The sequence below is a fragment of the Pseudomonas sp. P1_F7 genome (assembly GCF_056405655.1).
Genome location: NZ_JBFUBR010000014.1, coordinates 70,525 through 82,729 on the forward strand (window position 1 = coordinate 70,525; position 12,205 = coordinate 82,729).

At 60.7% G+C, this 12,205-nt stretch carries 11 protein-coding genes; 4 read left to right on the forward strand and 7 right to left on the reverse strand.

Going from position 1 to position 12,205, the window contains the following annotated elements; genetic code table 11:
• Positions 1-150 precede the first annotated feature (150 nt).
• Positions 151-1,233, forward strand: a complete 1,083-nt coding sequence (gene gcvT / locus AC1D1M_RS21315; RefSeq protein WP_477777129.1) for a glycine cleavage system aminomethyltransferase GcvT — start codon at positions 151-153, stop codon at positions 1,231-1,233.
• 49 nt (positions 1,234-1,282) lie between these two features.
• Positions 1,283-1,666: a glycine cleavage system protein GcvH gene (gene gcvH / locus AC1D1M_RS21320; protein WP_477777130.1), complete on the forward strand. Its 384-nt coding sequence runs from the start codon at positions 1,283-1,285 to the stop codon at positions 1,664-1,666.
• Between the two features lie 107 nt (positions 1,667-1,773).
• Here gcvH and AC1D1M_RS21325 read toward each other — a convergent pair whose 3' ends face one another.
• Positions 1,774-2,913 (reverse strand): DegT/DnrJ/EryC1/StrS family aminotransferase, encoded by a 1,140-nt coding sequence (locus AC1D1M_RS21325; RefSeq protein WP_477777131.1) that lies wholly within the window; start codon positions 2,911-2,913, stop codon positions 1,774-1,776.
• 154 nt (positions 2,914-3,067) lie between these two features.
• Here AC1D1M_RS21325 and gcvP point away from each other — a divergent pair, with 154 nt between their 5' ends.
• Complete coding sequence (gcvP, locus tag AC1D1M_RS21330; protein WP_477777132.1) at positions 3,068-5,941, forward strand: aminomethyl-transferring glycine dehydrogenase; 2,874 nt, start codon at positions 3,068-3,070, stop codon at positions 5,939-5,941.
• A gap of 98 nt (positions 5,942-6,039) precedes the next feature.
• Here gcvP and AC1D1M_RS21335 read toward each other — a convergent pair whose 3' ends face one another.
• The 5 genes from AC1D1M_RS21335 to AC1D1M_RS21355 all read right to left on the reverse strand — a co-directional run bounded on the left by AC1D1M_RS21335 (position 6,040) and on the right by AC1D1M_RS21355 (position 10,102).
• On the reverse strand, positions 6,040-6,357 hold the full coding sequence (locus AC1D1M_RS21335; protein ID WP_477777133.1) for a DUF2388 domain-containing protein: 318 nt from the start codon (positions 6,355-6,357) through the stop codon (positions 6,040-6,042).
• 68 nt (positions 6,358-6,425) lie between these two features.
• Positions 6,426-6,875 (reverse strand): NfeD family protein, encoded by a 450-nt coding sequence (locus AC1D1M_RS21340; RefSeq protein WP_477777134.1) that lies wholly within the window; start codon positions 6,873-6,875, stop codon positions 6,426-6,428.
• A gap of 8 nt (positions 6,876-6,883) precedes the next feature.
• Positions 6,884-7,804 (reverse strand): SPFH domain-containing protein, encoded by a 921-nt coding sequence (locus AC1D1M_RS21345; protein WP_046039079.1) that lies wholly within the window; start codon positions 7,802-7,804, stop codon positions 6,884-6,886.
• Positions 7,805-7,888: 84 nt separating this feature from the next.
• Entirely contained in the window at positions 7,889-9,673 is a 1,785-nt protein-coding gene (tfpB, locus tag AC1D1M_RS21350; RefSeq protein ID WP_477777135.1) for a type IV pilus assembly ATPase TfpB, read from the reverse strand.
• 90 nt (positions 9,674-9,763) lie between these two features.
• Complete coding sequence (locus AC1D1M_RS21355) at positions 9,764-10,102, reverse strand: hypothetical protein (RefSeq protein ID WP_477777136.1); 339 nt, start codon at positions 10,100-10,102, stop codon at positions 9,764-9,766.
• A 126-nt stretch (positions 10,103-10,228) separates the two neighbouring features.
• Here AC1D1M_RS21355 and AC1D1M_RS21360 point away from each other — a divergent pair, with 126 nt between their 5' ends.
• The gene (locus AC1D1M_RS21360; protein WP_057398760.1) at positions 10,229-10,693 is read left to right on the forward strand and encodes an Lrp/AsnC family transcriptional regulator; all 465 of its coding nucleotides are present in this window, start codon (positions 10,229-10,231) and stop codon (positions 10,691-10,693) included.
• A 98-nt stretch (positions 10,694-10,791) separates the two neighbouring features.
• On the opposite strand, the gene AC1D1M_RS21365 is transcribed toward AC1D1M_RS21360, so the two are convergent.
• Positions 10,792-12,159: a CYTH domain-containing protein gene (locus AC1D1M_RS21365; protein WP_477777137.1), complete on the reverse strand. Its 1,368-nt coding sequence runs from the start codon at positions 12,157-12,159 to the stop codon at positions 10,792-10,794.
• Between the last annotated feature and the right edge of the window lie 46 nt (positions 12,160-12,205).

Below are 12,205 nucleotides of genomic sequence, written 5' to 3' on the forward strand. Positions count from 1 at the left end.
GTCCTACACCTTGCGGCTACAATGCGCGGCATTCGGTGCGGTCCGTCTGACAGACCAGGTAGCTGAAATCGGCTAAAGGCCCTTTGTTTCAAGGCATTCAGTCCGTGCAGCACTTGTCCGCACCTTCGCCACGCCCGGAAGGAGAAACCCATGGGACAGCGTACGCCTCTGTATGACCTTCATCTCGCACTCGGCGCGAAGATGGTCGATTTTGGCGGTTGGGACATGCCTCTGCATTATGGTTCGCAGGTCGAGGAACACCATCAGGTGCGCCGCGATTGCGGTGTCTTCGATGTATCCCACATGACCGTAATCGACGTCGGCGGCTCCCAGGCCAAAGCCTGGCTCCAGCATTTGCTGGCCAATGATGTCGAACGCCTGCACAGCCCCGGCCGTGCGTTTTACAGCGCGATGCTCAACGAGCAGGGCGGCATCGTCGACGACATGATCGTTTACCGTCTCGATGAGGGTTATCGCCTGGTGGTCAATGCCTCCACCCGCGATCAGGACATGGCCTGGATGCAAGCCCGTCTCGACGGTTTCGACGTACTACTCGGTGAACGCTCCGAGTTGGCGATGCTGGCCATCCAGGGCCCCCACGCCCGGCAAAAAATTGCCGAGCTGGTCAACCAGTCCCGCGGCAACCTGATCCAGCTCCTCAAGCCTTTCGAAGGTCTGTCCGATGGTGACTGGTTCATCGCGCGCACTGGTTATACCGGCGAAGACGGCCTGGAAATCATTCTGCCGGCCGATCAGGCGCCAGGCTTTTTCAACGATCTGGTCGGTGCCGGGATTTCTCCCATCGGCCTTGGCGCGCGGGATACCTTGCGGGTCGAAGCCGGCATGAACCTTTACGGTCAGGACATCCAGCAGGATATTTCACCCTTGGCCTCCAATATGGCCTGGAGCATCGCCTGGAAACCTGCCACCCGGCAGTTCATCGGGCGCAAGGCGCTGGAAACCGAGCAGGCCGCCGGCGTACAGCAAAAACTGGTCGGTCTGGTCCTTGAGGAACGCGGTGTTTTGCGCGCTCATCAGGTGGTCCGCATCGCTGATGTTGGCGAAGGGGAGATCACCAGTGGTAGTTTCTCTCCTACGCTAAGCAAGTCGATTGCACTGGCGCGCGTGCCGATGGCAACTGCCGACCGCGCTGAAGTGGAAATCCGTGGCAAGTGGTACCCGGTCCGGGTGGTCAAACCGACCTTCGTACGTCACGGCAAAACCTTGATCTAACCTTTTCTGGCGGGCATGACCGCCGACCATTTTCCTGAGGACACAGAACATGAGCGATATCCCTGCCAACCTGCGTTTTGCCGAAAGTCACGAATGGGCACGTCTGGAAGCCGATGGCACAGTCACCGTGGGCATCAGCGATCACGCGCAGGAAGCGCTGGGTGATGTGGTGTTTGTTGAGCTGACTGAAGTTGGCAACGTGTTTGCTGCCGGTGATCAGTCGGGTGTCGTTGAGTCGGTTAAAGCCGCTTCCGACATCTACTCCCCGATTGCCGGTGAAGTGATCGCGGTCAACGAAGACCTGAGCGCTTCGCCGGAACTGCTCAACAGCGACCCGTACGGCGCGTGGATCTTCAAGATCAAGCCAAGCAACGCTGCAGACCTGGAAAAACTGCTGGATGCCGCCGGCTACAAGGCTGCCATCGGCGAGTAATGCTCGCCCCGTAGGAGCTGCCGAAGGCTGCGATCTTTTGATCTTGTTTTTAAAATCAAAAGATCGCAGCCTTCGGCAGCTCCTACAAAGGCCGAATCAAGGTTGAGTCAAGGCCGCAAAACCGCTTTCACGGCCGCCACCGAACGCTCGACATCTGCTTTGCTCATCGCCGTGAACATTGGCAGCGAGACAATCAGCCGACCGACCCGCTCAGCGACCGGGAACATGCCCTCCTTGAATCCGCGTTCGCGGTAAAGGCTCAACAGGTGAATAGGCGGGTAGTGATAGCCGATCCCGACACCCAACGCCTGCATCTGCTCCATGAAAGTCGCCCGCGCCGGTTTGCCATCCTGGCGTTCCGGTAATACCAGCTGGAACAAATGCCAGTTGCTGTGGGTGAAATCCGCCGGAGGCAGTTGCGCCCCGTACTGCGCTTCGAAATCCTCGCCAAAGCAGGCGAAATAGTGCCGGGCCAGGTCACGGCGATGAGCGGTGATGGTTTCGATATGAGCAAATTGCCCCAGGCCAATGGCCGCGGCGACGTCGGTCATGTTGAATTTGCCACCCAGCACGTCGACGTCCAGTCCATCGAAACCGCTGCGAGTCACACCCTGCAGCCGGTATTTCTCCGCCAGTCGTACTTCTTCGGCCGTATTCAGCACCAGGCAACCGCCCTCGGAGGAGGTGACGTTTTTGTTCGCCTGGAAACTGAAGGACACGAAATCCCCCGTCGAGCCAATGCGCTGGCCGTTCCAGCTGGAGCCCAATGCCTGGGCCGCATCTTCGACGATCCGCAGGCCGTGCTTTTTCACCAGGGCGTACAAACGTGTCATGTCCACCGGCAATCCGGCGAGGTACACCGGGATGATGGCTTTGGTGCGGGGGGTAATCGCCGCTTCCAGTTGATCGAGATCGATATTGCGGGTCACCGGGTCGATGTCGGCAAACACCGGGGTGGCGCCGACTTCCAGGATGACGTTGGCGGTGGCCACCCAGGAAATCGGTGTGGTGATCACTTCATCGCCCGGCCCGACCCCGGCAATACGCAAGGCGATTTCCATGGTGCAGGTGCCGGAGTTGAAGGTGCGCACCGGGCGTCCGCCAAAATACTCCGAAAGTTGCGCTTCGAAGGCTTGGACCTTGGGGCCGCTGGTAATCCAGCCCGAGCGCAATACGTCGCCGACGGCGGCAATCGTGGTTTCATCGATAGTGGGTTTGGAGAACGGCAGGAACGGCAGTTGGCTCATAAATACAGTCACCCGATCAGCGGACAAAAGGCATGTGCCGGGCATTCTGATCTGGATTGCCCGGCGGCGCTACGCCTTGCGTCCGAGTATCGGCTGCTATGCTGGTTTGACCGTGTTGCATCGACGTTGAGCGCCAGTCAAGAGAGAGCCCGTCATGTCCCAATTGCCGTCCCTGAGCCAGTTACGCGACCCCAATGCCTTTCTGCGCCGTCACCTCGGACCCGATGTCGCCGAGCAACAGGCGATGCTCGACAGCCTCGGTCTGGGCAGCCGGGTCGAATTGATCGAGCAAACGGTGCCGCCGGGCATCCGCCTTAACCGGGCGCTGGACCTGCCCCCGGCACTCGATGAAGAGGCCGCGCTGGCAAAACTGCGCGGTTATGCCGAGCAGAACCAGGTCTGGACCACCCTGATCGGCATGGGCTACCACGGCACCCTCACACCGGCCGTGATTCTGCGAAACGTGCTGGAAAATCCCGGCTGGTACACCGCTTACACGCCCTATCAGCCAGAGATCGCCCAAGGGCGGCTCGAAGCGCTGTTGAACTACCAGCAACTGACCATCGATCTGACCGGTCTGGAACTGGCCAACGCCTCGCTGCTTGATGAGGCCACTGCTGCGGCGGAAGCCATGGCTTTGGCCAAGCGGGTCGCCAAGTCCAAAAGCAATTTGTTCTTTGTTGACGAAAACTGTCACCCACAGACCATTTCCGTGGTGCAGACCCGTGCTGAAGGTTTCGGCTTCGAGCTGATCGTCGATGCTGTGGATAACCTGAAGCAGCACCAGGTGTTCGGCGCGCTGCTGCAATACCCTGACACCCACGGTGAAATCCACGACCTGCGGCCGCTGATTGATCACCTGCACGCGCAACAGGCCCTGGCCTGTGTCGCCACGGACTTGCTGAGCCTGTTGTTGCTGACCCCGCCGGGCGAGCTGGGCGCCGATGTGGTGTTCGGCTCGTCCCAACGATTTGGCGTGCCCATGGGATATGGCGGGCCGCACGCGGCATTTTTTGCCAGCCGCGATGAATACAAGCGAGCGATTCCCGGGAGGATCATCGGTGTTTCGAAAGATGCGCGGGGCAACACGGCCCTGCGCATGGCCCTGCAAACCCGCGAGCAACACATCCGTCGGGAGAAAGCCAACTCCAATATCTGCACGGCCCAGGTGCTGCTGGCCAATATCGCCAGTTTCTATGCGGTCTACCATGGCCCGGAAGGGCTCAAGCGGATCGCCCAGCGGGTTCATCGACTGACCTGCATCCTTGCCGCCGGGCTTGAGCGCAACGGTATCACCCGGGTCAACCGGCACTTCTTCGACACCCTGACGCTGGAAGTCGGCGGAACCCAGACCGCCATCATCGAAAGTGCTCGGGCCGCGCAGATCAACCTGCGCATTCTCGGGCGCGGCCAACTGGGCTTGAGCCTCGACGAGGCCTGCGACGAAAGCACCGTGGCGAAGCTGTTCGACGTGTTTCTGGGGGCTGATCACGGGCTTAGCATCGAGGACCTGGATGCCGAAGTCTTGCCTGGCGGAATTCCCGAAAAGTTGGCGCGAACTTCGCCTTATCTGCGCCATCCGGTGTTCAGCGCCCATCACAGCGAAACCGAGATGCTGCGCTACCTCAAGCAACTGGAAAACAAGGACCTGGCGCTCAATCAATCGATGATCCCGCTGGGCTCCTGCACCATGAAGCTCAACGCCACCAGCGAGATGATCCCGATCACCTGGCCGCAGTTCGCCAACCTGCATCCGTTCGTGCCCAAGGAACAGGCCGCCGGTTATGGGCTGATGATCGAAGAACTGGAGCGCTGGTTGTGCGCGATCACCGGTTTCGACGCGATCTGCATGCAACCCAACTCCGGTGCCCAGGGCGAATACGCCGGGCTGCTGGCGATCCGCAAATACCATGAGAGCCGGCAACAGGGTGGCCGCGATATCTGCCTGATTCCTTCGTCGGCTCACGGCACCAATCCCGCGTCGGCGCAAATGGCCGGGATGCGCGTGGTGATTGTCGAGTGTGACGAGGCGGGCAACGTCGACCTGGAGGACCTCAAGGAAAAAGCCGCACAGGCCGCAGAAAAACTCGCCTGCTTGATGGCGACTTACCCTTCGACCCATGGCGTGTATGAGGAAGGCATCAGCGAAATCTGCGAAGTGATCCACCAGCACGGCGGCCAGGTGTACATGGATGGCGCCAACCTCAACGCCCAGGTCGGGCTGGCGCGGCCGGCGGATATTGGCGCCGATGTCTCGCACATGAACCTGCACAAGACCTTCTGCATTCCCCATGGTGGCGGTGGGCCGGGCATGGGGCCGATTGGTGTTCGGGCGCATCTGGCGCCGTTCGTGGCCAACCATCCGGTGGTGCCGATCGACGGGCCGCACCCGCAAAATGGCGCAGTCAGCGCAGCGCCCTGGGGCAGCGCAAGCATTCTGCCAATCAGCTGGATGTACATCGCCATGATGGGGCCGCAACTGGCGGACGCCAGCGAAGTGGCGATCCTGGCCGCGAATTACCTGGCGCGACATTTGTCCGGTGCCTTCCCGGTGTTGTACACCGGGCGCAACGAACGAGTGGCCCACGAATGCATTCTCGACCTGCGACCGCTCAAGGCGTTGACCGGCATCACTGAAGAGGACGTGGCCAAGCGCCTGATGGACTATGGGTTCCATGCCCCGACCATGTCATTTCCGGTGCCGGGGACGCTGATGGTCGAACCGACCGAAAGTGAATCGAAGGCAGAGCTGGACCGGTTCATCGGGGCGATGCTGAGCATCCGCGCGGAAATCAACGAGGTGCAGAACGGTAACTGGCCGGCGGAAGAAAACCCGTTGAAAGGTGCGCCGCATACCTTGGCCGATATCACCGGCGTGTGGGAGCGGCCGTACAGCATTGTGCAAGCGGTCACGCCGGACGCGCACACCAAGGCTCACAAATACTGGCCGGTGGTGAACCGGGTGGACAATGTGTATGGGGACCGGAACCTGTTTTGTGCGTGTGTGCCGGTGGATGACTATCGCTGACCTCCCAGGCAACGCATAACTCCTGTGGGACCATGGGATTTGTGTTCGCCAGGCAAAAAAATGCCGCTCAAGTGAGCGGCATTTTTCATTCGCAACGCTTATTCAGAAGCCACGGCATTCTTCGCCAGGATCGCGTTCGCCAGTTCCATGTCCGTGGCTTGCAGGCCCGGGTTGTCGGCGCGGACTTTCTGCATGGCCGCTTCCAGGTACGGACCGCGGATACTGCCATCACTGGCGACGAAGCTGCTGGCATCGTCCTGGGCCGCGACGACCAGCTTGTTATCCTTGGATGTCAGATAGCTCGAACCGGTGGTTGCACCGGACGTAAGAACGTTACGCCAAAAAGTATCGGCCATCGCCGAACCGACAGACAAAGACAACAGGGCGACGGTAGCGACAGCAAGTTTGAAACGCATGACAGGGTGACTCCACTGGGTTAACTACGCCCTTGGATTGCCAACCCCCAATCGAGTTCCGTGGCTGCCTATTCTGCCGTTTCGACCAGCAGGATCGCGCCTTGCTGGCCGACCACCCGTACGCGGCTGCCAATGGCGGCGTCCGGCCCGCGGGCCATCCACACGCCGTCGGCCACCTTGATCTTGCCGCGACCGTCGACAATCGCTTCATGCACCACGAAGGTTTTGCCGATCAGTTCCTGGCCGCGCAGATTCAGGTGCGGCTGATCGCTCGGACGCATCGCCGTGCGCTGACGCCGCCACCAGTACAACGCGGTGGTGATCGACAGCAGGCCGAACAACAGAAACTGCCATTCCCAGGACAGGTCCGGCAGCAGGAAGGTCAAGACGCCCACGGCTGCCGCGGCCATGCCGATCCACAGCAGGTAGCCGCCAGCGCCGAACACTTCAAGAATCAACAGCACTGTGCCCAGCGCTAACCAGTCCCAGAACGAAAGATGCTGCAAAAATGCCCACATGGCGCGCCTCAGGCTTTCTTGTTATCGAAAGTGGCTTTTACGATTTCGCCAATGCCGCCCACCGCGCCGATCATCGAACTGGCCTCCAGCGGCATCAGGATCACTTTGCTGTTGTTGGCCGAAGCCAGCTTGCCCAGCGCATCGATGTACTTCTGCGCCACGAAGTAGTTGACCGCCTGCACGTTGCCGCTGGCGATGGCTTCGGACACCACTTTGGTCGCCTGGGCTTCCGCCGCGGCTTGCCGTTCGCGGGCTTCGGATTCCAGGAATGCGGCCTGGCGACTGCCTTCGGCTTCGAGGATCTGTGCCTGCTTCTTGCCTTCGGCGGTCAGGATCGCTGCGGCACGCAGACCTTCGGCTTCGAGGATTTGTGCGCGCTTGATCCGTTCGGCTTTCATCTGCCCCGACATCGCGGCCATCAGGTCGGCGGGTGGGCTGATGTCCTTGATCTCGATTCGGGTGATCTTGATGCCCCACGGCGCGGTTGCTTCGTCGACGGTGCGCAGCAGTTTTTCGTTGATGCCGTCACGCTGGCTGAGCATGGCGTCGAGTTCCATCGAGCCGAGCACGGTGCGGATGTTGGTTTGCAGCAGGTTGCGGATGGCGTGTTCGAGGTTGTTGACCTCGTAGGCCGCCTGGGCCGTGTTGACCACCTGGAAGAAGCACACGGCGTCGATTTGCACCGTGGCGTTGTCGGAGGTGATGACTTCCTGCGGCGGAATATCCAGCACGCTTTCCATCACATTCATCTTGCGGCCGATGCGGTCCATGACCGGAATGATCACGTTCAGCCCCGGCTTGAGCGTGTTGGTGTAACGCCCGAAACGCTCGACGGTCCATTCAAAGCCTTGGGGCACGACCTTGAAACCCATGAACAGAATGGCGACCACCAGGCCGACAAAAAGCAAAAGCACGCTACCGATCTGCATAACGATTCCTTGTTGATGTGTGGATCTGTGGAGTTGCAATCGCTGGAGTGTAGCGGTGCCGATGCCGGATAAGTACAGCAGGGCTCAGTTCTGCTCGCTCTGGGGCGTCACCCGCAGAACTTCCTCGATGGTCGTCAGCCCGGCGGCGACCTTTTGCGCCCCTGACAGCCGCAGGCTGCGCATGCCTTCCTTGAATGCCTGTCGGCGCACGGCCAGCAGATCGGTGTCGGGACTGATCAGCGCTTTGATGCTGTCGCTGAGCTGCATGATTTCGTAGACCCCGGCGCGACCGCGATAACCTGTGTCGCGGCATTCCACGCAACCGATGGCACGCTGGGCATTGGCCGGCAACGGTGCTTGCCAGGGGCGGGTCAGGGTTTGCCAGTCGTCTTCGCCCAGCGTCAGCGGCGACTTGCAGTGCGGGCACAGGGTTCGCACCAGTCGCTGGGCCATGACGCCGAGCACCGTGGCCTTGATCAGGTAGTGCGGCACGCCGAGTTCCAGCAGGCGGCTGATGGCGCTGGGCGCGTCGTTGGTGTGCAGGGTCGACAGCACCAGGTGCCCGGTGAGCGCCGCCTGGATTGCCATCTCCGCGGTTTCGAGGTCACGGATCTCGCCGATCATGATGATGTCCGGGTCTTGCCGCATCAGCGCGCGCACGCCGGCGGCGAAGGTCAGGTCGATGTTGTGCTGGACCTGCATCTGGTTGAACGCCGGCTCGACCATTTCAATCGGGTCTTCGATGGTGCAGAGGTTGACCTCCGGCGTCGCCAGTTTTTTCAGGGTGGTGTAGAGGGTAGTGGTCTTGCCCGACCCCGTCGGCCCGGTGACGAGGATGATGCCGTGGGGCTGGCGGGTCATGTCTTGCCAGCGGCGCAGGTCGTCGGCGGAGAAGCCAAGTTGGTCGAAGTCCTTGAGCAACACTTCCGGATCGAAGATCCGCATGACCATTTTTTCGCCGAAGGCTGTGGGCAGTGTCGACAAGCGCAGTTCGACTTCACCGCCGTCCGGGGTCTTGGTTTTCACCCGGCCGTCCTGGGGTTTGCGTTTCTCCGCGACGTTCATGCGCCCCAGGGTTTTCAGGCGACTGACAATGGCCATGGTGACCTGGGGCGGGAATTGATAGACGTTGTGCAGCACGCCGTCGATGCGAAAGCGCACCGTGCCTTGCTCGCGCCGGGGCTCTATGTGGATGTCGCTGGCGCGTTGCTGGAACGCGTACTGGAACAGCCAGTCGACGATATTGACGATGTGTGCGTCGTTGGCGTCCGGCTCCTGGTCGCTGGCGCCGAGGTTGAGCAGCTGTTCGAAATTGCCGAGGGTACTGACTTGCGGGTCGGCGCTGTTCGCCCCGGTGACCGATTTGGCCAGGCGGAAGAATTCGACGCTGAAGCGCTGGATGTCCACCGGGTTGGCCACCACGCGCTTGATCGGTAATTTGAGCACGTGGGTCAGGTCAGCCTCCCAGCCGCTGACATAAGGCTGGGCGCTGGCCACGGTTACCGCCTCGCGGTCGATCGCTACCGCGAGGATCTTGTGGCGCTGGGCGAAGGCATAGGACATCAGCGGGGTCACGGCCGCGACGTTGATTTTCAACGGATCGATGCGCAGGTAAGGCTGGCCGGCTTGCCGGGATAGCCACAGGGTCAGGCTTTCGAGGTCCAGCGGTTTGCCGGGGCGGCTGAGATCGTCCAGCTGTTGGCTGGCGATGAACTCCAGCGGATGCATCTGGCCATGGGTGGCGTTGCGGCGGCGGGCATTGAGTGCGTGTTCGGCCGAATCCTGGCTGATAAAGCCTTGGGCGACCAGTTCGCGCAGCACATCATTGAGATCCAGCCAGCGGTCCTGAAAGGTGAGTTGTACGGACATGCGGGCTCCTTATGAACGACAGTCGGCAAAGGATAGCCGTGGTCCGGCTGACCGTTGGGCCACTACCTGAAGAAGCCGTTTCGGAGTTTTTCAGCAGGCCGCTTGAACCGCTTCGGCCCATGGGGCATCAGCTTCTTGCAACTCCACCGAGCAAACGCTGATCAGGTTACGAAGTTTTTCCGCAATCACTTGCGCGCGGTGCCAGCTCAAAGCGTCGATGACGATCTCGATGGCCAGCCAGTCATCCTGGCGCTGCACGTTGACCTGTTCCGGCGTGAGCAATTGCAAGGCGAACAAATTAAGGGCGCGACACAGCAGGTCCGGTTCTGCCTCGGCCAGCATTTGATAGCGAACACGGCAATGGGCGTTGCTGGCGTTCCAGACATCGGCGCGGGCAGATGGGGTGTTCACGGCTTCGAGATACGGCATGGTCGGGCTCCAAAATTACCGGAGAAATATTTACATCCTGTGCCGGGTATTTCTTCTCTATGATTGGCCGTATTGCAGAAATGAAGAATCAATCAATTCACTTGTTAATCGATTAAGGGTTTTTTTATGCAAAGCGAATTGGATGGCTATGACCGCAAGATCCTCGCCTTGCTGCAAGAGGATGCTTCGCTTTCCAGCGCGCAGATCGCCGAGCAGGTGGGTCTCTCGCAATCGCCGTGCTGGCGGCGGATTCAGCGGATGAAAGAGGAGGGCATCATTCGTGGCCAGGTGACCTTGCTCGACCGCAAGAAAATCGGCCTGAACACGCAGATCTTCGCGGAGGTGAAACTCAATGCCCACGGGCGTTCGAACTTCACCGAGTTCACCGAGGCGATTCGCGGCTTTCCGGAGGTGCTGGAGTGTTACGTGCTGATGGGGGCGGTGGATTTCTTGCTGCGGATTGTCACGGCGGACATCGAGGCGTACGAGCGCTTCTTCTTCGAGAAGTTGTCGATGGTGCCGGGGATTCAGGAGGTCAATTCGATCGTGGCGTTGTCGGAGATCAAGTCGACTACCAGTTTGCCGGTCTGAAGTTTTGTGGTGGCTGTTCCGGCCTCATCGCGAGCAAGCTCGCTCCCACAGGGTTTCGGTGATGCCCTGTAGGAGCTGGCTTGCCAGCGAAGGCGGATTTACAGACGCAGCAACATTTTCCACGCACGGTTCTGATACACCGCAATCGCCTGCTGCTTGCGCGCATCCAGGACTTCGTCGGTGATCGATTCGTTGGCCAGTTGCGCCAGCTTGTTCAACTCACCGTAGAGGCGATCCATTTCCGGGATCTCCAGCACGTTACGCGCATGGTGCAGCCAGACCTGGATGCGTTCGATGCGCGGCAGTTGCTCGGCCAGGTCTTCCGGTTGTTGCTGGTAGCGCTGCAATTGCAGCGAGCTGGCTTCTTCGCCCAGCAGACGCGGCAACCAGCTGCCCAGTTGCGCAGCGCCCTGGCGATTGCCACGGGTGTTGCGGTCGGCGGCCCAGGTGCGGGCCAGCAACCAGCGCGAGGTGGTCAGGGAGAACAGGCCCCAGCGCGGGTCTTCGAGTTCTTCGAGGAACTGCTCCGGCGCGGCTTTGCGCACGTCTTCATCGTCCAGGCCGGCCTGGACCAGCGGGCGCCAGTCTTCCAGCAAGGCATCGAGGGCGATACGCAGATCGTGGGTCGACTGACGTGGTGCGGCCTGGCCCAGGCTGCTGATCAGCGCGCGCATTTCCGCGAGGCACTCGACCCAATCCTGCAACAGACGCCAGTGACCGTTGAAGCGGTACTGCTCGGCCAGACGCTGACTGCTGCCCAGCAAATGCCAGCTCAGCGCGGCGAACGCGTCGTCCAGCGGCGTTTCGGCAGTGATCTGCGGCGCCGGCAGGCTCAACGAATAACTGTGGGCGTCGTACAGGCGATAGCCGCGCTCGGCCTTGCTGATGTCGCATGGCATCAGGGCCAGTTTCTCGGCCAGTTCGGCGGCCAGTTCCAGCAGGGCTGCCGGCTCGCCTTCGCGCAGTTCCAGTTCCAGTTCGCAGATTTCTTCTTTCTGCTTGCCGACCACGACGTGACCCAGGTCCAGCGCGGCTTCGATGACCACTTTAGTCTTGCCGCGACCCCAGGCGATTTCCGCGCGTTCGCGGACGAAATCGGTGGTGAAGATCGGCTTCAGGGTCTTCTTGTCCAGCTCGGCCAGTTCTTCGGGCCAGCATTCGCCGTCGAGTTTCTTCAGGTCGAGCTTGGCCTTGGGCAGGTTCCAGTCGTACTCGTTACGAACGGACAGGCCGGCGACGCTCTGGCCGCGGGTCTTGAGGGTCTGAATCACTTCTTCGCCATCCTTGCGCAGGCGCAGGGCGACTTTGGCCTGGGCCAGGTCGCGCTCGGGCGTGTCGAAGTACTGATTCATCAATTCACGGCGTTCCCAGCCACTTTTGTTGCGTTTTTTCAGTAACGGGTGCTCGCGCAGGGCGGCGAGGGTTTCGCGGCTGACGCGGAGTTTGATTTCGGTTTCTTTCTGCATGGCCGGAAAATCCAGGATCGGGAGCGCAGCCGGGGGAATGTGTGGC

Bases quoted from the DNA above. Each gene is read 5' to 3' on its own strand.
- AC1D1M_RS21325 (WP_477777131.1), bottom strand. From the start codon at position 2,913: ATGAGCCAACTGCCGTTCCTGCCGTTCTCCAAACCCACTATCGATGAA.
- AC1D1M_RS21355 (WP_477777136.1), bottom strand. From the start codon at position 10,102: ATGCCGTATCTCGAAGCCGTGAACACCCCATCTGCCCGCGCCGATGTC.
- AC1D1M_RS21365 (WP_477777137.1), bottom strand. From the start codon at position 12,159: ATGCAGAAAGAAACCGAAATCAAACTCCGCGTCAGCCGCGAAACCCTC.
- gcvT (WP_477777129.1), top strand. From the start codon at position 151: ATGGGACAGCGTACGCCTCTGTATGACCTTCATCTCGCACTCGGCGCG.
- AC1D1M_RS21340 (WP_477777134.1), bottom strand. From the start codon at position 6,875: ATGTGGGCATTTTTGCAGCATCTTTCGTTCTGGGACTGGTTAGCGCTG.
- tfpB (WP_477777135.1), bottom strand. From the start codon at position 9,673: ATGTCCGTACAACTCACCTTTCAGGACCGCTGGCTGGATCTCAATGAT.
- gcvP (WP_477777132.1), top strand. From the start codon at position 3,068: ATGTCCCAATTGCCGTCCCTGAGCCAGTTACGCGACCCCAATGCCTTT.
- gcvH (WP_477777130.1), top strand. From the start codon at position 1,283: ATGAGCGATATCCCTGCCAACCTGCGTTTTGCCGAAAGTCACGAATGG.
- AC1D1M_RS21360 (WP_057398760.1), top strand. From the start codon at position 10,229: ATGCAAAGCGAATTGGATGGCTATGACCGCAAGATCCTCGCCTTGCTG.
- AC1D1M_RS21335 (WP_477777133.1), bottom strand. From the start codon at position 6,357: ATGCGTTTCAAACTTGCTGTCGCTACCGTCGCCCTGTTGTCTTTGTCT.
- AC1D1M_RS21345 (WP_046039079.1), bottom strand. From the start codon at position 7,804: ATGCAGATCGGTAGCGTGCTTTTGCTTTTTGTCGGCCTGGTGGTCGCC.